The sequence below is a fragment of the Ruegeria sp. genome (assembly GCF_965221235.1).
Taxonomy (GTDB): domain Bacteria; phylum Pseudomonadota; class Alphaproteobacteria; order Rhodobacterales; family Rhodobacteraceae; genus Ruegeria.
This window is the reverse complement of sequence record NZ_CBDCRS010000004.1, coordinates 413,833-437,071: the sequence shown is the minus strand read 5'-3', so window position 1 is coordinate 437,071 and position 23,239 is coordinate 413,833. Positions and strand designations below refer to the sequence as shown.

Below are 23,239 nucleotides of genomic sequence, written 5' to 3'. Positions count from 1 at the left end.
AAGTCACAAGGCTTGCAGAACGATATCTGTCACATCCTGTGCGACGCTGTCCATGTCGCGGTTGCCGTCGATCACGCGGAAGCGGTCGGAAAACTCCTGCGCCAGTGCCAGAAACCCGTCCCGCATCTTCTGTTGCAGGTCGATGCCGAAATCTTCGAACCGTTCCTCGGTGCCTTGCCGCCCCTTGGCGCGGGTCAGGCCAGTCTGCGGGTCCATGTCGATCAGCAGCGTCAGGTCGGGTTCGCGCCCGATCATCAACGCATGCAACTGGTCAACCGCGCTGCGCAGATCGCCGCGTGACAACCCCTGATACATGCGGGTGCTGTCGGCAAAGCGGTCACAGATCACCACCTTGCCCGCAGCCAGTGCCGGTTCGATGGTACGTTCCAGATGATCCCGCCGCGCGGCGGTGAACAACAACAGCTCAGTCTCGGCGGACCAGCGGTCGGGGTCGCCCTCAAGAACCAAACGACGTATTTCCTCGGCACCGGTTGAGCCTCCGGGCTCGCGGGTCAGAACGACATCACGACCAAGGCTGCGCAAACGCTCCGCCAGCATACGCGCTTGCGAAGATTTGCCCGATCCGTCAATGCCTTCAAAAGTCAGAAACAACCCCGGCCCCGTCAAAACGCGTCCAGCGGGTTGCCGATCACATCGTTCGCGACGATGCCGCCAACAGTCATCATGCGCACTACGAACCCTCCGGCGGGGACGGCCTCAGCGGCCAGCAGGGGGCGGCGGATTTCCGGCAAGCCTTCGGGTTTGATCACCAATTCCGCCAGTTGTTGGCCTTTTTCGATTGGCGCATTGATCGGGCCGTCGTAAACCACCTCGGCCTCGATGTTCTTGTCTCCCAGCACGGGGAATAGCAGGTTCAGATCTTCTTCCGGCACCAGACCCACGGTCTTTTGCGCGCCCATCCAGACTTGCGCTTCGGCTATCGGCGTGTCTGCGTTGGCAACTGTCCTCTCGACAAAATTTCGAAACGACCAGTTAACCACGGCCTCAGCCTCCTCTGCACGCTTGCCTGTGCTGTCCAGGCCGGTGAGCACAAAGATCACCCGGCGGTCGCCTTGCTTGGCCGAGCCGACAAGGCCGTACCCGGCCTCTTGCGTGTGGCCGGTTTTCAGGCCATCCGCGCCGATCCCAAGTTTCAACAGGGGGTTCCGGTTGCGCTTGTTCGAGGGCGCACGGCCATCAAATTCAAACTCTTCTTCGGCAAACAGAGGGTAGTATTCCGGGAAATCCGAAATCAGCTGATCCGCAAGAATGGCAAGGTCATGGACCGACATCATATGCCCGGCCGCTGGCCATCCGTTGGAATTGGCGAAGTTCGAGTTGTTCATACCCAACTGCTGCGCGCGCTGTGTCATGTAGCGGGCGAACCCGGCTTCCGTACCATCGGGGCTGAGCGCTTCGGCGATCACGACGCAGGCGTCATTGCCGGACAATACGATAATACCGCGCAGCAGGTCTTCGACCGTCACCCGGTCCTGTGTGTTCAGGAACATGGTCGAGCCGCCATAGCTCATGGCGTGTTCGGACACTGGCAGGGTTTCATTAAGGGTCAGGCGGCCATCGCGCAGGGCCTCGAACGCCACATAAAGCGTCATCAGCTTGGACATCGACGCGGGCGGCAGGGGCTGGTCGGCCTCTTTGGACAGCAGCACCGTACCGGTGGTTTGATCCATCACATAAGCGGCGCGTGCGCTTGTATCAAAGGCGTGGGCGGGCAGGGCGAAGATCGCAAGCCCGAGGGTCAATACAGATGATCTGAATGAGGACAGCACGTCAGGGGCCTCCTTTGTTTTCAGTTTTTGACAGAGAACGCGTCGGTAAAGCCAAGGTCTTTCACGTCGCTCTGAAGTGCATTGCGTTCGGCACGGGTTTTGGCAGGGCCAACCAGCACGCGCCAGACCGTTTTGTCACCGGACTTCGTCTCTCTCACCTCAGCCGACAGACCATTCCGTTTGATCTTGTTGACAGCGCTTTGGGCGTTGTCTTCGACATAGAAGGTGCCAACCTGCACATAGGGCTTGCTGACCGAAGACGATGAGGTCGTTTGAGTTGTGCTCGCCGATGTTGGTTCGGCCGCTTCAATGGCCGCAGCCGCCCCTTCAATCGGATCCAGCGGTGTTTCGGTGATTTCGTCAGCAGGTTTCTTCTGCCACCACTTCCGTTTGGCCGGTTTTTCCGCAGGCGGTGTCACTGTCGGGTCAGACAAATTTGCGGTCGGGGCAGCCTCTGCCGCCGTTTCGATCACTTCTTCTGTCACTTCGGCAGGTGCCTCAGTTGCGGTATCAGCGGCGGCGACGGCTGCCCCGGCTCCGGCGGCAGTGGCCGCAGCGGCGGTTTCTTTCTTTTGCCACCATTTCCGCTTGGCGGGCTTTTCAACCTCGGCTTCGGCGGTTTCGGTGCTGTCTGCCTCGGGTGTGACCTCTTCGGCGGCAGGCTCCTCAGCGCTTGCGATTTCAACTTCTTCAGGTTCGGGTTTTTCTTCCTCAACCGGTTTGCGGCGCAGGGCCACTACTTCGACCGTGGTAGGGGAACCCGCCAGAATGCCCAATTCTTCCGCCGCGGCGGAAGACAGTTGCAGGGCAGGTCCGGGCAGGTTGCGTTCCCGCCGGAACAGCGCGCCGGTGACAGTTTTGTTGTTGGCGGCGTTTTTGATCACCACACGCTCGGGCTGAGTGACGTCCGGGTGCGCGACCCAGACACCTCCGAGCGAAGGTCGCCCGTCCCAAAGCCCGGCTTCGGCAACCTGAAAGACCTCGGGTGCTTCGACCGAGTCCTTTCGATTTTCAGGGATATTGGCAAACAGCTCTGTCGGGCCATCGTTCTGTGCTGCGTCACTTTTGGCGTCGTCTGATGCGCCTTCGCTCAGCAAAGCCTCATCGCATCCGGCCAGAACCACCAATGTCGCGGCCAGCACCACCCACGATCGCGGTGTTACGCGTGTCTCAGTCGCTCGCTTCATTTTTCATCCCTTGCCTGAAGGGGCCTCGAAATTCGGGGCCCCGCCGTTATCTGCCGGTTCTGTTTTGCCGGTCTGTTACGGTCCTCGCGGAAATCATAACCTGCACGAGGTGTCATGGAAAGACCGCTGCACATGGTTCGGCGAGATTTCCCTATTTGCTCTTGCCACCGTTTGAAGTTCGCCTTAGACCCAGCCTCACGCGGGGAGGTGGCAGAGTGGTCGAATGCGGCGGTCTTGAAAACCGTTGGGCGTGAGAGCGTCCCCAGGGTTCGAATCCCTGTCTCCCCGCCACTCAATCACCAATTGCACGTAAAGCCGGCGTTTGCGCCTGCGGGTGTTCGGCGGTGATTTAGCTATCAAAGTTAAATGCTTGTTTCGCGAAGCTGATCCAAAATCTTGGCAAGTGTTGCGCGCACTTTGACACCAATCCCGGGCGCTTCCGAAGCGCGGGGGCCTGCGATATTCAACACGTCGATCGTATTGTCCAGAAGCCAGGCTTTGATCCGCCGAGCGCATGCCTCTGGCCCGTCGCGAAGATCTACAATCAGATAAGGTTTTCCGGCCTCTTGCGCAAAAGTGACGGTCAGTTGCGTACCTGGGCTGGCTGATCCGCTCTGAAAAATCAGAGTTGCATCGCTGTCGATGGCATTTCGTTGCGTCCGCTCGGCGACCTTTTCGGTCGCCGTTTCCACCAATCCAGTAAGATGATCAGGTATCAGACCGGCCTCATTCCGACGCCCCCTTGGTACCCATCCGCCATAAGTCAGGTCGTTCTCATGCGCAAAGTCCAGGGCCGCCATATCCACGCCAGTCTGTCCGCCTGATACAATCTTCATGGGTCCATCCCCTTTGACTGAGGACAATGTTAGTCGCCGCCCGCGTATCAGCAAACCGGGCAGTACGTTCAAAAACGTGACTCAGCACTTGTGCGGGCAGATTTCTGTTGCCGCGCTTCTGAAAACGGGGGCAAGTTGAACGGACGTGGCAGGAATGGATCGGCAGATGGTAACTCAATCCGATAGCAAGGCGGTGTTTCTGTCGGGCAGTCTGATGGGCCACGTGACCCGTATGTCCTTGACCACCAGCATTGGGTTGATGGCGATCTTTGCGGTCGATTTCGTCGATATGATTTTCATTTCGATGCTGGGAAACGACGCGTTGGCGGCCGCTGTCGGGTACGCCGGGACACTGCTGTTTTTCACAAATTCAATCAACGTTGGCCTGTCCATTGCCGCGGGAGCCTTAGTGGCACGCGAATTGGGGGCAGGGCGGTCGCAACAGGCGCGCCAGTTTGCCACCAGCGTCGCAATTCTGGGCGCGCTGACCGGCCTGGTGGTGTCACTGCTGGTATTGTTCAATCTGCGCTTCTGCCTGTCTCTGCTAGGGGCAGAGGGCGAGGTGCTGCGTCTGGCCGCCCGTTACGTGTCGATCATATTGCCGACCATGTGGGTGATGGCGGTTGCGATGACCGGGATGGCGGTGTTGCGCGCTTATGGTGATGCGCGCCGCTCTATGCTGGCGACGATCTATGGAGGTGTCGCGAATGCGGTATTGGACCCGATCCTGATCTTCGCGGTGGGGCTAGGGTTGGACGGGGCTGCTATTGCCTCGGTCATCGCACGTATTTGCATACTGATCGCGGCTGTCATACCGGCGATGCGTGTTCACGCCGGGTTCGCCCGGCCGTCTTTTGAGTATGTCCGCGGGAACCTGCGTCCAGTCAGCGGCATTGCCATTCCGGCCGTTCTGACCAACGTCGCCACGCCTGTCGGCAACGCGATCGTTCTGCGCGAAATTGCCCAATTCGGCACCGATGCGGTGGCCGGAATGGCGGTAATCGGACGGCTGATACCCGTAGCGTTTTCAGTCATTTTTGCCCTGTCCGGTGCTATCGGGCCAATCGTCGGGCAGAATTTCGGGGCGGGGCAGTACGACCGAGTGCGTCAGGCTTTTCTGGCTGGGGTCAAGTTCACGGCCGTATATGTTTGCCTGATCTCGGCCACTCTGTTTCTGCTGCGCGCCCCGATTGCCGATCTGTTTCAGGCCCAAGGCGAAACGCGAGCGCTGATCTACTTGTTTTGCGGACCGCTGGCGCTGGCGTCCTTTTTTAATGGCGTGATCTTTGTTGCAAATGCGAGTTTTAACAACTTGGGTCATCCGGTCTATTCCACATGGGTCAACTGGGGACGGCATACTCTGGGCACATGGCCCTTTGCGGCCGCCGGAGCTTATATCGCGGGCGCACCTGGCGTGTTGCTGGGTCAGGCGCTGGGCGGCGTGATCTTTGCTGTGGTCTGTCGGGTTCTGGTTCGACGAGTCGTATCTCAGTTGTCAGCGCCCAAGCCGGTAGACCCGTTCGCGGGCCAGAACCGATTGCAGGCGCTGTTCGGGCGCAGGGGCTGGTAATCAGTTGCCCTGATTGCGTGCTTCAAGACGTTCGAGGTTTACAACGGTCGATAGCATCAGACGATCATGGGTCCAGTCCTCGGTTTGTTGCACCGACGCGGCGGCCAGTCCGAGGATAAGCGCGAACAGGGTGGTCAGACCGAGGAACATGAACGGCATCGACGATTGAATCGCAGGTGCATCCGCCAATGCGATGACCCTTTGCCGCAAAACCCGTTTCGCTTTGCCACCAGTGACCAACGCTACGTTCAGTACGCGCGGGCTGCCGCGTTGAACGGTGCGGGCGCAATAGTCCAGCAGACAATTCGTGTAGTCGCTGGCATCAATTCCCTTGCGGGCGACAACCGATTGATCACAGGCCAGTTCGCGCAGTCGGTCGAACTGGTACTTCAGCACGATATAGGCCGGATTCCAGAACAGCAGGGGCCGCAGCAGTTCGAACCCCAGTTCCCATTCTACATCTCCGGTGCGGATGTGTTGCAACTCGTGTGCAAGGGCAAAGCGCATCTCACGCGAGGAATCCAGCAGATGGCTTGGCAGAACCACATGGCGGCGGCGCAAACCGCGTACCGCAAAGGGTACAGCGATGCGGTCGGACAGCCGGATATCCACCTTCGCCGAGCGACGCCACAGATAGCTGGCGTTCACTGTGTCGCGAATGGCCAGAGCGTCCCGGATAACACGCAACGCGTAGACCAGTGCGGCCAACGCCATCAGCGCAAGAGTCGCGGTTACGATTGGGTGATCTCCGCTGAAAAGTATCTCTACCCAGCGCTGACGTGTGTTCAGCAAGGCCTCAAACTGAGTGGCGGGCATGGCGATATCACCGCGCAGATAGGCGGCCACCGCGATGTCTCCGATCGCTACGGTGCCGTTGACCGGCGTGTGAGTGGTCAGGGCAGAGACGCCCAGCGCCAGTAGTGGGCTAAGGACGACACACAGGCAAAGTGCTTTGAGCGTGCGTAGTTGTGCAATGAACCCATGGCTCAGGGTCGTTCTGGACAAAACCCATCGAGACGCCAGCCAAACCAGTGCAGCCAGCCCGAGGACCAGGTTTAATTCCAGATATGCGTCGAGAACCGGTTTAACCGCTGTCATTTTGCAGTCTCCTCTCTACCAGTGCTCGAATTTCCTCCAGATCAGCTTCGCTCAGCCCTGCGTCATCGACCAGACGTGCCACCAACGTGGCAGGCGTATCGTCGAACAAAGTGCGGGACAGGTTTTGCAACGACCGCGCCTGATACCTGTCCTTTTCCAGAAGCGGCTTATAGATCAGCGTCTTTCCATCCTTGCGGCTTTCGACAAAGCCTTTCTCATCGAGAATACGCAGGATGGTTGCGCCGGACGTATAAGCCAGATTGCGTTCCGGTGGCAGTCGATCAAGCACGTCACGGACCGAGCCCTGACCCAGCGCCCAGAGTTCGTTCATGAACTCAAGTTCCACTTCGGTCAGAAGGTTTGTTGTCTTTTTCTTTCGCATCGGTCTTTCGTGTCGCATTTTTAGTATGCCTGACAGACAAGCATCCTTTCGCTGTTTCGCAAAGCTTAAACTTTCCAGAAGACGAAGATGCCCCAGCCGAGTGAGATAAACAGAGGCGTCCAGACGGGCTGACCGACCAACCCAAGCCATGCGAGGAAGATATAGGCCGAACCCAGCAGGGTGATGAAAAGACGATCACCCAGCGTCGTCGTCAGCCCCAACACGCCGCGCCGCTCGATCCCGTCGCGGAATTTGAACCCTTCCAGCAGACCGATCAAGGCGATGGCCGAGAAGATGCCGACGAACAAAGCCAGGGTGGCCGGGGTCCAGGCCATCCAGAAATCAGGCCAGAGTGGATCGGTCCACGAGAAGCCCTTTTCCTCTTGCTGGCCGACATTGCCCCATCCGGCCTGTTGGGCGAAAGCCATGGTAGGCAAGAAGGTGAGGGTGAGAAGAAGTTTACGCATATCGAACCTCACACACGACCCATCGCGAAACCGCGCGCGATGTAGTTGCGGACAAACCAGATGACGATGGCTCCGGGGATGATGGTGAGCGTTCCCGCGGCAGCTAGCAGGCCCAACTCATACCCCGCACTGGACGCGGTGCGGGTCATCACGGCGGCGATGGGTTTGGCCTCGACCGCAGTGAGAGTTTTGGCCAACAGCATCTCGACCCAAGAGAACATGAAGCAGAAGAAGGCCGCGACGCCGACACCCGCTTTGATGTTGGGCAGGAAGATTGTCACGAAGAAACGCGGAAAGGAGTAGCCGTCGACATAAGCCGTCTCGTCCAGCTCCTTCGGGATGCCCCGCATGAAGCCTTCCAAAATCCAAACCGCCAGTGGCACGTTGAACAGAGTATGTGCCAGCGCCACGGCTAGATAGGTGTCGAACAGGTGGATCGACGAATAGAGCTGGAAGAAGGGCAAAGCGAACACCGCCGCCGGGGCCATCCGGTTGGTCAGCAGCCAGAAGAACAGTTGCTTGTCACCAAGAAACCGATAACGCGAGAACGCATAGGCCGCAGGCAGGGCGACACAGACCGACAGCACCGTGTTGATCGTCACGTAGATGATCGAGTTTATATAGCCCCAATACCATGTCGGGTCAGTGAAGATGGTGATGTAATTCTCCAGCGTAAAGGTCTGGGGGAACAGGGAAAAGCCCGACAGGATCTCGTTCGTGGTCTTGAAGGACATCGCCACCAGCCAATAGATCGGCAGCATCAGGAACGCGATATAGAGGATAGGAATAAGGGACCGCTTCTTCATTGCGCGTCATCCTTTGTCATCAGAGTGTAGAAGACCCAAGAGACCAGCAGCGTGATGGCGAAATAGATCAGGCTCATCGCGGCCGCAGGGCCAAGGTCAAACTGTCCCAGTGCGATCTTCACAAGGTCGATCGACAGCAAGGTGGTTGAGTTGCCGGGGCCGCCGCCGGTAAGCACGAAGGGCTCGGTATAGATGTTGAAACTGTCCATGAACCGCAGCAGAACGGCGATGGTCAGGACGGTTTTCATCTTAGGCAGTTGGATATAGCGGAACACCGACCATGGGCTGGCACCGTCGATCTTGGCGGCTTGGTAGTAAGCGTCCGGGATCGAAACGAGGCCCGCATAGCACAGCAGCACGACCAGCGACGTCCAGTGCCAGACATCCATCACGATGACAGTGATCCAAGCCGATAGAGGCTGTTGCGTCATGTCATAGTTGATGCCCAGAACATCATTCAGGAAGTAGCCCAGCAGGCCGATTTTCGGCAGCGTAAAGATGTTCCACATCGAGCCGACAACGTTCCACGGGATCAGCATCGGTAGGGCCATCAACACCAAACAGACCGGCACCCAGAAGCCTTTGCGCGGCATGGACAGGGCCACGATGATGCCCAAAGGCACCTCAATCAGCAGAATCAGGAAGGTAAAGAGGAACTGCCGACCGAGGGCCGCCTGGAACCTGTCCGAACGCAGGATTTGTTCAAACCAGCCCAGCCCTTCCCAGAAAAACTGGTTGTTGCCGAAGGTTTCCTGCACCGAGTAGTTGACCACCGTCATCATCGGCACCAGCGCGTTGAACGCGACCAGTGCCAGCACCGGCAGGACAAAGAACCATGCCTTTTGGTTTTCCGTTCTCATTGCGCCCGCTCCTCGGTTGCGATCCAGCCGTCGCGGTAGACGCGGGATTGTTCTGGTTTGAATTGCAGAAAGACCTGCGAGCCCGGCTCTGGCACGCCGTGTTCGGTCACGGCCTTGAGGGCCGTATTGCCGACCATTGCGCTGACCACAAAGTGACGGCCGATGTCTGACACTTTGGTCACATGCGCCGGGATGCCGGTATCGCCAAATCCCACATATTCGGGGCGAATACCCAGATCAGTGCGTCCTCCGTCGCCATGTGTGGGGCCTTCCAGCATCACTTCATGGCCCTCGAAAACGGCGCGGTCGCCCTTGGCCTCGCAGGGCAGGACGTTCATACCGGGTGATCCGATGAAATGGCCGACGAATGTGTGCTGAGGGCGTTCGAATAGCTCAACCGGAGTGCCAATCTGCACCACTTCGCCCTCCTGCATCACCACGACTTCATCGGCGAAGGTCAGCGCCTCAGTCTGGTCGTGGGTCACGTAGATCATCGTGGCTTTGACGCGCTGGTGCAGTTCTTTCAGCTTCGACCGCAGTTTCCACTTGAGATGCGGGTCGATCACGGTCAGCGGCTCATCAAACATCACCGCGTTCACGTCGTCGCGGACCAGCCCGCGACCCATCGAGATCTTTTGTTTGTTGTCTGGGCTGAGGCCGCTGGCGCGGGTGTTCAGCATATCCGTGACATCCAGCATCTCGGCGATCTCATCGACGCGACGCTTGATCGTTGCGGGATCGACGCCCCGGTTTTTCAGCGGGAAGGCCAGGTTTTCGCCCACGGTCATCGTGTCGTAGATCACTGGGAACTGGAATACCTGCGCGATGTTGCGCTGATCGGGGGGCAGGGCGGTCACGTCCTGACCGTCGAACAGGATTTGCCCCTCGGATGGGGTGAGCAGGCCCGAGATGATGTTCAGCAACGTGGACTTGCCGCAGCCCGATGGCCCCAGCAGCGCATAGGCCCCGCCGTCGCGCCATGTCACGTCGATTTCTTTCAGCGCATAGTCATCCGGGCCTTTTGGCGTCGGCATATAGCTGTGTCGCAGGTTTGAAAGCTTGATCTGAGCCATGTCAGGCCACCCTTTGGCCGTCTTGGCCGAAATACCGGCAATGGGCCGGGTTCATGTAGAAACTGTGGTCCTCGCCAACCTGATAGGGATGCACGCCAGCGGCGAGCGATACCCATGCTTCGTCTCCATGCTGGAAATGAGCGCTGGAATCTGAGCCCGACAATTCAGTCACGATCACACGGCCTGTCAGTTCCACATCCGCGTCCGACGTGCGGAACGGAGTCACCCGATGCGGGCGGACGGCGACCATGTAGTCTCCGTCGGCCATCTCGGTGACGGGCCAGCCGCCTCCACCTGCCAATTGCGCCTGCGCGCCGGACACGGTGATGCGGGCCACGTTGATCGGTGGGTCCGAGAAGACGCGCGCAGCGGCGATGTTTTCGGGGTTGCGATAGATATCGGCGGTGGGTCCGAACTGAGTAACGCGGCCATCCTCCATCAGGGCCGTGTAGCCACCGAGTAAAAGGGCCTCTTCGGGTTCCGAGGTCGCGTAGACCACCACAGCGCCACGTCCGGCGAACAGGTCGGGCAGTTGCTCACGCAGTTCCTCGCGCAGCTTGTAGTCGAGGTTAGCCAGTGGTTCGTCCAGAAACACGGCACGGCTCTCTTTGGCAATCGCACGGGCCAGCGCAGTCCGTTGCTGTTGACCGCCCGACAATTCATGCGGGCGACGGTGCAGCATCGGGCGCAGTTGCAGCAGGTCGGCGGCTTCTTCAACGCGGCCTTCGATCTCGGATTTCGCCATTCCTGCCACACGCAAGGGCGAGGCAATGTTGTCGAAGACAGTCATATGCGGGTAGTTCACGAAGAACTGGTGTACGAGGCTGATCTGCCGCTTTTGCGTGTTCAGCTTTGTGACGTCCTGCCCATCCATCAGGACCTTGCCCGAGGCAATCGGGTCCAGCCCGGCCATCATCTTGATCAGAGAGGTCTTGCCCGATCCCGTCGCACCCAGCAGCACATTGAAATGGCCGGTTTGCAGTGTCAGGTTGGTCGGCTTGATATGGATGACATTGCCAACCCGTTTGGTGGCGTCTTGAAGTTCGATCATGTCCGTGAGTTCCGGTCCTTCAGTGCATTGCACTGGCCTTGGGGTGGGGATGCCTGACACGGCACCCCCGGTTGCATTGGCTTACTGAGACTGCCAGCGCGCCACCAGTTCGTCATAGTTGACGGTCTGGCCCTGCGGCTTTTCGTTCTCGAGCTTGGCCTTGGGCGAACCCGCTTTTTCCAGCCAGAAGGCGGGATCCTGCGGCTCGTTCAGACGCGGACCACAGCCACCGTAGACACCGGCGCTTTCATCCGCGGCCTGCATCCGGGCCATGGTGATGTCCATCTCTTCGGCCAGGCGGTCCATCGCCTCTTGCGGGGTAAATGCGCCCGAGTTCACGTCACCGATCTGCTGCCACCAGATTTGGGCCAGCTTCGGATAGTCCGGCACGTTGATGCCGGTCGGCGACCATGCCACGCGGTCAGGCGAGCGGTAGAACTCGACCAGACCACCCAGCTTGGGTGCGCGTTCGGTGAAGGACTCGTGGTTGACCGAGCTGTCGCGGATGAAGGTCAGACCCACATGGGACTTCTTCACGTCAACAGTCTTGGAGGTCACGAACTGAGCGTAGAGCCAAGCCGCCTGAGCACGATCCTCGGGGGTCGATTTCAGGAAGGTCCAGGACCCCACGTCCTGATAGCCAACCTTCTGACCTTCTTCCCAGTAGGGGCCATGCGGGCTAGGCGCCATCCGCCACAGCGGCGTGCCTTCGTCGTCGACAGTGTTGTTGCCTTCGGACTTCGGTTTCACCATGTCGGCGGTGAAGGCGGTGTACCAGAAGATTTGCTGGGCCACGTTGCCCTGGCTGAGTGCAGGCAGCGACTGGTAGAAGTCATACGACGCCGCACCCGGAGGCGCATAGTTCCGCAGCCATTCATCCCACTTGCGGATCGCATAGACCGCAGCCGGACCGTTGGCCGCACCGCCGCGCGAGACGGACGCACCAACTGGGTTACAGGTGCCCGCTTCCATGCGAATGCCCCATTCGTCGACGGGAACACCGTTCGGCTCGCCCACGTCACCGGCACCGGCCATCGACAGCCAAGCGTCGGTCATACGCCAGCCAAGGTCAGGTGCGCGCTTGCCATAGTCCATGTGGCCATAGATCGCGACGCCGTCGACTTCTTTCACGTCATTGGTGAAGAACTCAGCAATGTCTTCATATGCCGACCAGTTGACCGGAACACCCAGATCATAGCCGTACTTCTCTTTGAACGCGGCCTTGTTGGCCTCATCATCGAACCAGTCCTTACGGAACCAGTAGAGGTTCGCGAATTGCTGATCGGGCAGCTGATACAGCTTGCCATCGGGACCGGTGGTGAACTGAATGCCCATGAAGTCATCCAGATCAAGCGTCGGCGAGGTGGTCGCCGCCCAGCTGCCCTCCATCATGTCGGTCAGCGGGTAGGCCAGTTGCAGGCGCGAATGCGTGCCGATCAGGTCACTGTCATTGACGTAGCCGTCATAGAGGTTCCGGCCGGTCTGCATCTGGGTTTGAACGGCCTGAACCACTTCGCCTTCACCAAGAATCTGGTGATTGACCTTGATGCCGGTGATTTCCTCGAACGCCTTGGTCAGGACCTCGGATTCATACGAGTGGGTGGGGATGCCCTCGGACAGGACGTTAATCTCCATGCCCGCATAGGGTTGTGCAGCTTCGATGAACCACTTCATCTCGCCCATCTGTTCGTCTTTCGACAGGGTCGATGGCTGGAATTCGTCGTCAATCCAACGTTGTGCTGCGGCTTCGTCGGCCCAAGCCGTACCGTGCCCCGCAATGACGGCAGCCGCCGCCACTGCGGAAAGTAGATGTCTCCGCATCTGTCTCCTCCCAAAGATTATGGTTTTCCGGCGCGAACCGGATAGCGATAACCATCGGCGATTTTTTGCATACGTGTCAAACTAAATTTTTAGTAATTGACCTTTGGGCAGGTTTTTGGGGGCAGGGGAAACTCTGCGTTTCAGATCGTTTATGCGGTTTAAGCTATTGAAAAATTGTAATAAATATTGGCGACAAGCGCTATCTTTGATGTCACCAAATACGGTTGGGCGGCATCACTAATCCCGGCAAAGCGGATACAGATTTCAAAGATTTTTGGCAAAGCAGTCACTCGTCGACGAGTTGGCCGCGTATTGGAATGAAGGTCTTGGAGTTCCCAAAATCGTGGGCGTTCGGAATCTTGGGCAGGAGGCTTTGAAAGACAGCACATTCGATCCGGTGGCAAGGAACCCGCGCTGTGAAACAGTTCGATAGAGGGAAGGAAATGGCAGCCCGTAGGGGAATCGAACCCCTCTTTCCAGGTTGAAAACCTGGCGTCCTAACCGATAGACGAACGGGCCACTTGGTCCAATCATGCACAAGTGGCAGCCCGTAGGGGAATCGAACCCCTCTTTCCAGGTTGAAAACCTGGCGTCCTAACCGATAGACGAACGGGCCACGCTGGCTTGTGGAGGGCCTTTTACGGTTTCACCCCGAGCCCCGCAAGCCGAAAAACGCAGGGATGTGAAAGTTTTTTGCCCGGCTGGAAAATAGGCTCAATTGGCCTCGGCGGCATCCTCAAGTCGCAGCTGCACGCTTTGCCGTCCTCCCCAAGTGTTGACCTCAAGCCGCCCGGCGAAATGAAAGCGCGCGCCGCCGTGGTTCGATAGTTTTTCCCCCATGGGGCCGTCGAATGCACCAAAGGCGATAGCGTCAAGACCGCCGCCCATTCCGTCAGACAACGAAAGCTTCAAATGCGTCTCACCCACGCGCTTGGCGAATCTGACCTGTAAGTCAGGCAGAGCATAACGCGGAGCAGGGGCGCTGGCCCCGAATGGCCCGGCCTTTTCGATCTGTTCAATCAGGTCCACAGTGGCCGCGCCGGGCATCAGAGTGCCTTCCAGCTTCAAATCGGCCGGCCCGCCTTGACCCGCCCCTTGTTTAGCCAGCAACTCGCTAAGCCGCGCCATTGCAGGCTCCAGCTGATCGCGCATCACGGTCAGTCCAGCGGCCATCTTGTGACCGCCACCTTTGACCAGTAGCCCTTCGGCAGCCAGCCGCTGGATCGAGGCACCCAGATCGACACCCGTCACCGAACGACCCGAGCCTTTGCCCTCATCCCCGTCAAAACCGACAACAATCGCCGGCCGGTTTGCGTTTTCCTTCAGGCGCGAGGCGACAATACCGACAACGCCGGGGTGCCAGCCATCGCCCGCCGCCCAGACCAACGGCGCGTCCAGCCCCCGTTCCTCAGCTTGTTCCAGCGCTGCGGCGCGCACAGCGTTTTCGATGTCGCGGCGTTCGGTGTTCAACTCATCCAGCCGCTGGGCCAGCGCCTCGGCCTCGGTCATCGAATCGGTGCTAAGCAACCGCGCGCCCAGATCGGCCTGTCCAATCCGCCCGCCCGCGTTCACACGTGGTCCAAGCAGAAACCCCAGGTGATAGCTGTTGGGCGCCGAATCCATGCGCGCAACGTCTGACAAAGCGACCAGCCCCGGCCTTTGCCTTTGCGCCATGACCTTAAGCCCCTGACGCACCAACGCCCGGTTCGCACCGATCAAGGGGGCAACATCCGCCACGGTCGCGAGCGCCACAAGGTCCAGCAGGCTGATCAAATCAGGTCCTTTGACGCCCGCGTCACGCAGTTGACGCCCGGCCTCGACCAGCATCAAGAACACCACCCCGGCAGCGCAGAGATAGCCAAGATCGCCGCTTTCATCCTGTCGGTTCGGGTTCACAACGGCAGTACAGTCGGGCAGGGTCTCACCGCCCAGATGGTGATCCAGCACGATGACATCGGCACCTTTGGCGGCTGCGATTGGTTCATGACTCAGCGTGCCGCAATCGACGCAAATGATCAGATCATGGGCTGCGGCCAAATCCTGCATCGCCGGTACGTTGGGGCCGTACCCTTCATCAATCCGGTCAGGCACATACAGGGTTGCCCGCAATCCCATCTGCCGCAGCCAGTCCAACAACAACGCGGCCGAGCTGCCGCCGTCCACGTCATAATCCGCAAACACCGCGATCCGCTGCTTTTCCCGAACCGCAGCCAAAAACCGCGTCGCGGCTTTCTCCATATCTTTCAGGGATCGAGGGTCCGGCAGCAACTCTTTCAGCTTGGGGTCCAAAAACCCCGGCGCTTCCATCGCAGGAACCCCGCGCCGCGCCAACACCTGACAGACCGCCCGAGGCAACCCAGCCTGTTGGATCAGCATTTCAGTGGCCCGCTCGGTCTCGGCTGATGGCCCGACCCAACGCCGCCCGGTCAACGACTGCTCAACGCCCAGAAAACTCAATGCCCTGCCTCCATAGACCAAGGCCGGACCCATGCGGACCCGGCCCTTCTTCTTGTTCAAAATACGGTCGCCGAAGGCAGCCGCGCAAGCGGCTTATGCGTCGGTATGCGGCCACATCGGCGTGCGGTAGGACATACGACGGACCGAGCCTGTTTTCGACCGCATCAGCAGCGTTGTGGTCTCAACCCAGCCCGGTTCGCGCTTGATGCGCGGCAACAGCGAACCGCCGGTCACACCGGTCGCAGCAAAAATTACGTCGGCTGTTACCATCTCATCGCGCGAATAAACGCGGTCCAGATCGGCAATGCCCGCCTTGGCAGCGCGGCCACGTTCGTCATCATTGCGGAACAGCAGGCGGCCAAAGATCTGTCCGCCCATGCACTTCAGCGCAGCAGCTGCCAGAACGCCCTCGGGCGCGCCGCCTTGACCCATATACATGTCGATGCCGGTTTCTTCGCTCTCGGCACAGTGCATCACACCGGCCACGTCGCCATCGGTGATCAGGCGGATCGAGGCACCGGTTTCGCGGACCTCGGCAATCATTGCCTCATGCCGCGGACGTTCCAATATGCAAACAGTGATGTCCGCCGGATCACATCCTTTGGCTTTGGCCAGCGCCTCAACGCGTTCGCGCGGGCTCATGTCCAGATTGACAACGCCTTCGGCGAAACCCGGGCCAACGGCCAGCTTGTCCATATAAACGTCCGGTGCATGCAGCATCGAGCCACGCGGGCCCATGGCGATCACAGTCAGTGCGTTGGGCATATCCTTAGCGGTCAGAGTGGTGCCTTCCAGCGGGTCCAGCGCGATGTCCACGCCGGGGCCTTCGCCGGTACCGACCTCTTCACCGATATACAGCATCGGCGCTTCGTCCCGCTCGCCTTCACCGATGACGACAACACCAGCGATATCCAGTAGGTTCAGCTGTTCGCGCATCGCGTTCACGGCGGCCTGATCTGCGGCCTTCTCATCACCGCGCCCGACCAGAGAGGCCGAAGCCAACGCGGCTTGTTCTGCGACCCGCGCAAGGCCCAGAGACAGCAGGCGGTCGTTGAAATCTACTTTGGCAGCACTCATTTTCACTATCCTCAGGTCAGTATCGGCGTTTTTATCGGCATAGCCCGCGATTCAGGCAGGCCGCAAGGGTCAAACCTCTTCTATGCGCAGGGCAACGGGCTCTTCGGCGACAACATCGGTTTCGCGGAAGCCTTCCAGCGCAACATCCAGCGTGGCGCGGGTGGTTTTGTGGGTAACGATCAGAACCGGCGCTGTGCTTTCGGTATGCCCGTATTGACGCATCCGGTCGATTGAGACGCCTGCATCACCCAAAATCGCGGCCACTTTGGCCAGCGCGCCGGGTTTGTCGAACAGCGCAAGGCGCAGATAATAGGGTGCGGGGGTTCCGGTCACGGCTGATTTGGCGTCTTGCAGCGATGTCGCAGGGCGTCCAAAGGTCGGGATCTGCAGTCCACGCGCCAGATCGCAAACGTCGCCCATCACCGCGCTTGCGGTGGGGCCTTCGCCCGCGCCGGGACCGCGCAGAACCACCTGCTCGACCGCATCGCCCTCGATCACCACCATATTGGTGCCGCCTTCCAACTGCCCCAGAGGCGAGCTGCTGGGCACAAGGCACGGCTGCATCCGCTGCTCCAGTCCTCGGGCCGAGCGCTGCGCGACCCCCAGCAGTTTGATGCGATACCCCATGTCGTCGGCCTGATGGATGTCTTCCAGCGTGATCTGTTGAATGCCTTCGATCTGGATGCCATCGAAATTCGGCTTGGTCCCGAAGGCGATCGAAGACAACAGCGCCAGCTTGTGCGCTGCGTCGATGCCGCCAACGTCAAGGTTCGGGTCGGCTTCGAGATACCCCAGTTGGGCGCATTCTTCGAACAGGGCGTTGTACCCCTGCTGCTGCGATTGCATCCGCGTCAGGATATAGTTGCATGTGCCGTTCATCACGCCCATGACGCGAGTGATCTCATTCCCAGCCAGACCTTCTGTCAGGGATTTGATGACCGGGATACCACCAGCAACAGCGGCCTCGAACCGGATCACACGGCCTGCGGCTTCGGCCTTTTCGGCCAGTTCCTGACCGTGGACCGCCAGCAGGGCCTTGTTCGCGGTGACAACATCCTTGCCGGTGGCCAACGCTGCCTCGACCGAGGCTTTGGCTGGGCCGTTTTCGCCGCCGATCAGCTCAACATACACGTCGATGTCATCGCGTTTCGCCAGCGCGACGGGATCGGTTTCCCAGGCATAGTCTAACAGGTTTACGCCACGGTCCTTGTTCGCATCGCGTGCCGAGACAGCGACGATCTCAACAGGTCGGCCCGTGCGCGCTTGCAACAGGTCCCCATGACGGCGGATGATCTTTACGACACCCACGCCAACCGTTCCCAAGCCCGCAATTCCCAGCCGCAGCGCCTGTGTCATCCCGTGGGTTCCTTTCCGCTCGAATTATCTGTGGTTTCGGGCCATTTGCCCGTTCAGCGCTGCCTTAGCGGGTTCGGCGCAAGGGTGCAATGCGTCGCGGCCCGGATCGGGCCTTGAATCGCGGGCTGCTAGTTGATTTCCGCGCTTTGCAGAGCGTCAGCCTTTTTCTCTAAGTCCTCGCGCCGGGCGTTGAGATCTTCTTCGACCTCTTCAGCCTCACTCACAGGATCAACCGGAGCGCCCAATGTCTCTTGCAGCGGAATAAGCTTCGGGTAGCGGGCCGAACTGAGGTCGGGCGGCTCGCTTCCGTCCAGTTCGGGGAAGTCGGCACATCCTGCACAGGTCAGGATCAGGATCAGCAAAGGCAGGGGTTTCATGCAGAACCCTTTCAACGTCGATTGCAACCGTGATGCACATTTTGGGGCAATGGTTCAAGCGGGGTTCTATATGAACATCTGTTCAGATATCGTGCTGGAATGGCACGTACGCAAGGTTCACATTCTGACATTACCGGCCCGCGCATCCGCAAAGCGGCGCTGGGGTTGTTCGCTCGTCACGGCTATGCCGCGGTATCTATGCGCCAGATCGCGGCTGAGGTCGGGGTGCAGGCGGGGGCGTTGTACAATTACACGCCGGATAAGCAGAGCCTGTTGTATCGGTTGATGCAGGATCACATGCGAGACCTGCTGTCGGCCTATGGCGAATTAGACCAGCCAAAGGATGCCTCTGAGGCTTTGCGCCAGTTCGTCGGGTTTCACATCCGTTTTCATATGGAGCGCCCGGATGAGGTGTTTATCGCCTACATGGAGTTGCGTAACCTGACACCCGAGAACTTCGCGGAAATCGAAACCTTGCGTCGCAGTTATGAAGATGCGCTTGAGACCATCCTGCGGCAGGGGCAGGAGGCCGGTCTTTTCGACATCGCGGACACCAAGATCGCCACGCTGGCGGTTATCGCCATGCTGAACGGTGTGATGACCTGGTATCGCGCGGGTGGACGTCTGTCACTGGACGAGGTTGAGAGGGTTTACTGGGACATGGTTTGCCGGTCCGTCCTGGCTTAATGCGCAGGTTTGATGAAGGTACCGTTGCGCAATTCTCGGAAGGCTTGCTCTAGCTCCGCCTGCGTATTCATAACGATCGGGCCGTGCCAGGCGACCGGTTCCGCAATCGGCGCACCCGAGATCAGCAGGAACCGCACGCCGTCCGGGCCAGCTTGCACCGTAACTTCGTCGCCGGTGCCGAACCGCACAAGCGTCCGGTTCCCGGACATATCGCGGATATTGACCTCTTGCCCCGCGACCTCCTTTTCCAAAAGAATCCCAGTGGGTTGCGAGGCGTCAGCAAAGGCGGCCTGACCTTCAAACACATAGGCAAACGCGCGACGATACGTATCGATTTTGAAGGTTTTCCTGACCCCGGCCGGAATGCGAATATCCAGATACTGCGGGTCCGCTGCGATCCCGTCGACCGGCCCGGTTTTGCCCCAGAACTCTCCGACAATCACCCGGACGGTGGTTCCGTCATCGTCGGTAATTTCGGGAATCTCCTTGCTTTGAACATCCTGATATCGCGGTGCGGTCATCTTTTGGGCCGAGGGCAGGTTGCCCCACAACTGAAAGCCGTGCATCTGGCCTGACAAGTTGCCCGTTGGCATCTCTTGATGCAGAATCCCGGATCCGGCTGTCATCCACTGCACGTCACCAGCGCCCAGCGTCCCACTGTTACCCAGAGAGTCCGAATGTTCGACCGAGCCAGCCAGAACGTATGTGATTGTCTCGATCCCGCGATGAGGATGCCACGGGAAACCGGCCTGGTAGTCCTGTGGGTGGTCGTTGCGGAAATCATCGAACAACAAGAACGGGTCCAGTTCTGACGGATCCTGAAATCCGAAAGCGCGGTGAAGCTTGACGCCCGCGCCTTCCATGGTTGGCGTGGCTGTTCGGGTCTCTAAAGTCGGTCGCAAGGACATGGCGCTCTCCTGAAGCTCTGGCCTTCATGTATTCTCTGCGCAGATCGGGTCAATCGGCAGAAAAGAACGGGAAATGTGCAATTTTTCGCAGGTCGCGAACAGTGCTGTTGTTTTTCGGGCAAAGTGGTTAAACCGCAAGGAAAACAGCAAGGGTTCACATGCAACAGGACGTTCTGGCCACCGTAAAACCTTCAACTCCCAGACGTTGGCTGGGCGTCGGGATGCTGGGTACTGTCGGCTTTCTGGCGATTTTCGTGGCAATAACGCAGCCGCCCGAACCGGTCTGGTTCGTTTTCCTGCTGATCGTCGGTTGCGCGGCGTTCTGGCTAGCGCATCGCATTTGGCGGGCAACATACGACTGTATCGAGCTGACGGAAACAGAACTCAGAACCGGGGCAGGGCGCTTGATCGCGAAAGTTGAAGATATCGAAAGCGTCGACCGCGGAGTTTTTGCGTTCAAACCCTCAAGTGGGTTTCTGATAAAGACACGCAATTCAGCAGAGAACACATGGGCGCCGGGCCTGTGGTGGCGATTGGGGCGTCATGTGGGCATCGGCGGGCTGACCGCAGCTGCCGATACCAAGTTTATGTCAGAGGTCTTGTCCGCACAAATTATGCGCAGAAATTAAGGGAATTCGGCCCGTCGATTTTGGGTGCGAAACGAAGACGGGTGAACACGAAATTGGTAAAGGTGTGATCCTCGGAAACCCAGCGCATACCCAGCACGGCATTAAATGTCGGTTCGTAGCGGTTGGTTGTTTCGACAACGACCAAAAAGTCCTGATCGGGCATAGGAGGCAGGTTGTCGCGCATGTTCTCAACGTTCGCATTTGTCCAAATCGCGTCATACCCACAAGCACTTGACCACTCAACGTAGTGCCGGTCATCGGCTTCGTCGAACCGAATTCCTGACACCCGCATGTTCAACTGGGTCCCATTGTTGATCATTCTTTCCGACAGCTCGTGCATGGAATCCAGATACGTTTCTGTAATATCCACAGTTTCACGTGAGATCAGATCCCCCACAGTGTACGCAGCCTTCAGATTGGACGCACTTTCACGAAATCCTTCAAAATAGGTAAAGCTGCCGGTAATCGTCCAAACCAGCATTGGAAAAATCAAAACCGCATCAACGGTCAACATCCCCTTTTCGTTGCGACCAATGGACCCAAAATAGTCTCGGATATTTGAAAATAAGCGCATGGGTTTATGGCTCCTGAACAAAAGCAGTGATCGCAGTCAGTTGGATTTGACCAGTCTCATCAGACAAAATCCGTCCCATTGCCGATGTCGGGAAGATCGGATCGACCATTGCGCAGGCGCGCAAGATCATCAACTCGTTGGGCGCCCCATTTTCGAATTCCCGAAGTGGTTTTGCCTCTTCCGAATTGTCGGTGCAGTCAGCGTCCGCAGGCAGGTTCACACCGGCATAAGGATCCTGAACAATCATTTCCAAACGCAGGTTTTGGTCACAGTTCCGGATTAGGGCGGCCCTCTCACAGATGGAGTCCTTTATCTCATCGTGGGTTGGGTTTGACCCCGTTCCCAACCGAATGGAGCGCACCGTCTGGTCTACGCCGTGATCCAGCATTCCCAATTGCACCGTGACCAATGAGTATTCCACTGCGCTGAGAATAAAAAACATGAATGCAGGGAAAATAAGGCAAAATTCGACGGTCACAGAACCGGTTTCGGAACGTTTGATCCGAACAATTTCGCCCAGTGCTTTACGGATCATTGGGTCAGCCTCAGTTTCTGGATCGACGACGCAATTGACGTAAAGGCCTCTTCCAGGTCAGACCCCTCGACGTCAAAGGCATAGCTGGTGCCATTCGTACCAGCAGTAGCGCAGCTCAATATTTCTGAGAAGCCTGCTTCTGGCGCTTCGAATGCGATTCCGAAGATGACCACGCCTTGGTTTTTCGCCGCACCACAAACCTGCTCCAATCGCGTGTTCTTCGTTGTAGATCCAACACTTGTTCGGGTGTTGTAATGCCACGTGTTTTCATGGTTGTTTTGCCAGTAATAGTTGTTTTTGGCGTTCCACCAAGTAGACGCAAGATTGTGCAGCTCGGGATAAGTTAGACGCGTTGAGGTTCCGATTTCCTCATTCGAAGAATTTTCATCGGGTGGATTGCCGAAGGGGTGAGTGGCGGTCACGTAGCTGCCACCGTTGGCTTCAGTATGTTGCATCCAAACCCAACGGTCGGGGTTTCTGGCGTAACGCACACTGTATTCACCAAATTTTCCATCACCCCTATCGTATTCGGGGTTGAACCAAACGTTAGAGTTTCCGCTACGGAACTCTTCATCCAATATGTACTGTGTCGTGTTCTGCCCATCGGTCATCACAACCATAACTTTTATGACATCGGCATCGTATGACTCTGGGCGCGCAGAAAATTCTGCGGGCACGATCCCTTCGCCCGACAATTCCCCAACAAGGCCCCGGAACGCTGGGTCAAGCAACGCGGCACCCCATTTCACTCCGATATCGATCGAAGTGTTGCCGCCGCTTGTTAACGCGTCAATTTGAGAGTGCAGCACGTCCACATCATTGGTGACCGGCGTTATTTCGCTGCCTGTCCGTGTCGGGCAAACAGGATATCTGGGAAATTGCTCGCCGCCGTTGTACCGAAACGGATCGAAATGGGCGGTACGGTTCAACGTCGTACCTGCCAACCCCAGGATAGCGGGGTTCGGGTGCAGAGCAGCTTGCAGGAAATCATCAGACCTGAAATTCACGCAATGAGAATAGCTATGCTCGGACGTCACGTTCGAGAATTTCCCCAAGATGTTCTCACCAGCATTTACCTGCATCGCGTAGGGAACGATTGAAATCGAAACCTCAGAGTCCTGAGCTTTTTCCATCATCAGAGTGACAAACTCTTTTGCCTCCTCTCTGAGGACTTCCATCTTAGTCTTGCCCGCGGTCGCAGACGCACGACCCATAGAACCCGACATGTCCAAAACGAGGGAAATCTCTACCTTGCCGATAGATTCTTCAGCTGTACTGGCTGCAATGGCATTCAGCTGTTTTCTACCCGTGAAGTACATGTAGTGGGTTTTGACAACAACGTCGGCCGTAGCCGACACCTTGCGCGACCCAATGCTTTCCTCAACGGTGACTGTTGCCAGCTTGTCACCCAGGCCAGCTTTATCGAGATATGCCTCAACGACTTCGCGAGGAGGCAGTGTTTGGTCAAGGTCTGCCGCTGCCAGAACCGCGCGGTCAAGAGTCGCCTGAAGGTTCGCCCGGTCACGCTCATAGTTCATCAGGTCGACGCCGAGGCCGGTAACGGTGAGAATGACAATGAAACCGAGCAGCACGAAAATCGTGAATACGCCGCCGTCTTCGTCCCGCGCAAAGCGCTTGGCCGAGAATACCTTACCAATATTTTTTTTGTTGCCCCTGAACATGAAGTGACTTGTCATA

General features: G+C 58.2%; 23 protein-coding genes and 3 tRNA genes. 4 read left to right on the top strand and 22 right to left on the bottom strand.

The window, feature by feature from the left end:
• Positions 1-3: 3 nt before the first annotated feature.
• The 3 genes from tmk to ACOQOY_RS05175 are packed head-to-tail and all read right to left on the bottom strand — an operon-like array spanning position 4 to position 2,977.
• A complete protein-coding gene (gene tmk / locus ACOQOY_RS05185) occupies positions 4-627 on the bottom strand; it encodes a dTMP kinase (protein WP_420584410.1) in 624 nt (207 codons plus the stop codon).
• Positions 624-1,790, bottom strand: a complete 1,167-nt coding sequence (locus tag ACOQOY_RS05180; protein WP_420584409.1) for a D-alanyl-D-alanine carboxypeptidase family protein — start codon at positions 1,788-1,790, stop codon at positions 624-626. Before ACOQOY_RS05180 ends, tmk begins: the two co-directional genes overlap by 4 nt.
• A gap of 20 nt (positions 1,791-1,810) precedes the next feature.
• Positions 1,811-2,977, bottom strand: a complete 1,167-nt coding sequence (locus ACOQOY_RS05175) for an SPOR domain-containing protein (protein WP_420584408.1) — start codon at positions 2,975-2,977, stop codon at positions 1,811-1,813.
• Between the two features lie 201 nt (positions 2,978-3,178).
• On the opposite strand from ACOQOY_RS05175, the gene ACOQOY_RS05170 reads away from it, so the two are divergent.
• Positions 3,179-3,268 (top strand) — tRNA-Ser (locus ACOQOY_RS05170).
• A 71-nt stretch (positions 3,269-3,339) separates the two neighbouring features.
• On the opposite strand, the gene ACOQOY_RS05165 is transcribed toward ACOQOY_RS05170, so the two are convergent.
• The gene (locus ACOQOY_RS05165) at positions 3,340-3,813 is read right to left on the bottom strand and encodes a putative molybdenum carrier protein (RefSeq protein WP_420584407.1); all 474 of its coding nucleotides are present in this window, start codon (positions 3,811-3,813) and stop codon (positions 3,340-3,342) included.
• Between the two features lie 166 nt (positions 3,814-3,979).
• On the opposite strand from ACOQOY_RS05165, the gene ACOQOY_RS05160 reads away from it, so the two are divergent.
• Positions 3,980-5,383: an MATE family efflux transporter gene (locus tag ACOQOY_RS05160; protein WP_420584406.1), complete on the top strand. Its 1,404-nt coding sequence runs from the start codon at positions 3,980-3,982 to the stop codon at positions 5,381-5,383.
• Here the strand turns inward: ACOQOY_RS05160 and ACOQOY_RS05155 are convergent, their stop codons facing one another.
• The 14 genes from ACOQOY_RS05155 to ACOQOY_RS05090 all read right to left on the bottom strand — a co-directional run bounded on the left by ACOQOY_RS05155 (position 5,384) and on the right by ACOQOY_RS05090 (position 18,208).
• Complete coding sequence (locus tag ACOQOY_RS05155) at positions 5,384-6,481, bottom strand: M56 family metallopeptidase (protein ID WP_420584405.1); 1,098 nt, start codon at positions 6,479-6,481, stop codon at positions 5,384-5,386.
• Entirely contained in the window at positions 6,468-6,863 is a 396-nt protein-coding gene (locus ACOQOY_RS05150) for a BlaI/MecI/CopY family transcriptional regulator (protein ID WP_420584404.1), read from the bottom strand. The genes ACOQOY_RS05155 and ACOQOY_RS05150 overlap by 14 nt, the downstream gene beginning before the upstream one ends.
• A 65-nt stretch (positions 6,864-6,928) precedes the next feature.
• A complete protein-coding gene (locus ACOQOY_RS05145; RefSeq protein ID WP_420584403.1) occupies positions 6,929-7,330 on the bottom strand; it encodes a DUF2160 domain-containing protein in 402 nt (133 codons plus the stop codon).
• 8 nt (positions 7,331-7,338) lie between these two features.
• Complete coding sequence (locus tag ACOQOY_RS05140) at positions 7,339-8,136, bottom strand: carbohydrate ABC transporter permease (RefSeq protein ID WP_058280831.1); 798 nt, start codon at positions 8,134-8,136, stop codon at positions 7,339-7,341.
• Entirely contained in the window at positions 8,133-8,996 is an 864-nt protein-coding gene (locus tag ACOQOY_RS05135; RefSeq protein ID WP_170392846.1) for a carbohydrate ABC transporter permease, read from the bottom strand. The genes ACOQOY_RS05140 and ACOQOY_RS05135 overlap by 4 nt, the downstream gene beginning before the upstream one ends.
• Entirely contained in the window at positions 8,993-10,069 is a 1,077-nt protein-coding gene (locus ACOQOY_RS05130) for an ABC transporter ATP-binding protein (protein ID WP_420584402.1), read from the bottom strand. The genes ACOQOY_RS05135 and ACOQOY_RS05130 overlap by 4 nt, the downstream gene beginning before the upstream one ends.
• A gap of 1 nt (position 10,070) precedes the next feature.
• Positions 10,071-11,120: an ABC transporter ATP-binding protein gene (locus ACOQOY_RS05125; protein ID WP_420584401.1), complete on the bottom strand. Its 1,050-nt coding sequence runs from the start codon at positions 11,118-11,120 to the stop codon at positions 10,071-10,073.
• 81 nt (positions 11,121-11,201) lie between these two features.
• Positions 11,202-12,941 (bottom strand): ABC transporter substrate-binding protein, encoded by a 1,740-nt coding sequence (locus ACOQOY_RS05120; RefSeq protein WP_420584400.1) that lies wholly within the window; start codon positions 12,939-12,941, stop codon positions 11,202-11,204.
• Positions 12,942-13,385: 444 nt separating this feature from the next.
• A tRNA-Glu gene (locus ACOQOY_RS05115) sits at positions 13,386-13,460 on the bottom strand.
• 22 nt (positions 13,461-13,482) lie between these two features.
• Positions 13,483-13,557: transfer RNA gene (locus tag ACOQOY_RS05110), tRNA-Glu, on the bottom strand.
• Between the two features lie 98 nt (positions 13,558-13,655).
• On the bottom strand, positions 13,656-15,398 hold the full coding sequence (gene recJ / locus ACOQOY_RS05105; protein WP_420587212.1) for a single-stranded-DNA-specific exonuclease RecJ: 1,743 nt from the start codon (positions 15,396-15,398) through the stop codon (positions 13,656-13,658).
• Between the two features lie 93 nt (positions 15,399-15,491).
• Entirely contained in the window at positions 15,492-16,475 is a 984-nt protein-coding gene (glpX, locus tag ACOQOY_RS05100; protein WP_420584399.1) for a class II fructose-bisphosphatase, read from the bottom strand.
• Positions 16,476-16,544: 69 nt separating this feature from the next.
• The gene (locus tag ACOQOY_RS05095; protein WP_420584398.1) at positions 16,545-17,831 is read right to left on the bottom strand and encodes a homoserine dehydrogenase; all 1,287 of its coding nucleotides are present in this window, start codon (positions 17,829-17,831) and stop codon (positions 16,545-16,547) included.
• A gap of 128 nt (positions 17,832-17,959) precedes the next feature.
• Positions 17,960-18,208 carry a hypothetical protein gene (locus ACOQOY_RS05090; protein ID WP_420584397.1) on the bottom strand — a complete coding sequence of 83 codons (249 nt, stop codon included), beginning with the start codon at positions 18,206-18,208 and terminating at the stop codon, positions 17,960-17,962.
• Positions 18,209-18,307: 99 nt separating this feature from the next.
• Here ACOQOY_RS05090 and ACOQOY_RS05085 point away from each other — a divergent pair, with 99 nt between their 5' ends.
• Positions 18,308-18,895, top strand: a complete 588-nt coding sequence (locus tag ACOQOY_RS05085) for a TetR/AcrR family transcriptional regulator (RefSeq protein ID WP_420584396.1) — start codon at positions 18,308-18,310, stop codon at positions 18,893-18,895.
• On the opposite strand, the gene ACOQOY_RS05080 is transcribed toward ACOQOY_RS05085, so the two are convergent.
• Positions 18,892-19,803, bottom strand: a complete 912-nt coding sequence (locus tag ACOQOY_RS05080; RefSeq protein ID WP_420584395.1) for a pirin family protein — start codon at positions 19,801-19,803, stop codon at positions 18,892-18,894. The two genes, ACOQOY_RS05085 and ACOQOY_RS05080, sit on opposite strands and share 4 nt — an antisense overlap.
• Before the next feature lie 158 nt (positions 19,804-19,961).
• Between ACOQOY_RS05080 and ACOQOY_RS05075 the strand changes: the two genes are divergently transcribed.
• Positions 19,962-20,432, top strand: a complete 471-nt coding sequence (locus ACOQOY_RS05075) for a hypothetical protein (protein WP_420584394.1) — start codon at positions 19,962-19,964, stop codon at positions 20,430-20,432.
• On the opposite strand, the gene ACOQOY_RS05070 is transcribed toward ACOQOY_RS05075, so the two are convergent.
• From ACOQOY_RS05070 to ACOQOY_RS05060, 3 genes are all read right to left on the bottom strand, one after another.
• Positions 20,416-20,946, bottom strand: a complete 531-nt coding sequence (locus tag ACOQOY_RS05070; RefSeq protein ID WP_420584393.1) for a pilus assembly protein — start codon at positions 20,944-20,946, stop codon at positions 20,416-20,418. The genes ACOQOY_RS05075 and ACOQOY_RS05070 overlap by 17 nt on opposite strands.
• Before the next feature lie 64 nt (positions 20,947-21,010).
• On the bottom strand, positions 21,011-21,541 hold the full coding sequence (locus tag ACOQOY_RS05065; RefSeq protein ID WP_420584392.1) for a TadE/TadG family type IV pilus assembly protein: 531 nt from the start codon (positions 21,539-21,541) through the stop codon (positions 21,011-21,013).
• A complete protein-coding gene (locus ACOQOY_RS05060) occupies positions 21,538-23,238 on the bottom strand; it encodes a pilus assembly protein TadG-related protein (RefSeq protein ID WP_420584391.1) in 1,701 nt (566 codons plus the stop codon). Before ACOQOY_RS05060 ends, ACOQOY_RS05065 begins: the two co-directional genes overlap by 4 nt.
• Between the last annotated feature and the right edge of the window lies 1 nt (position 23,239).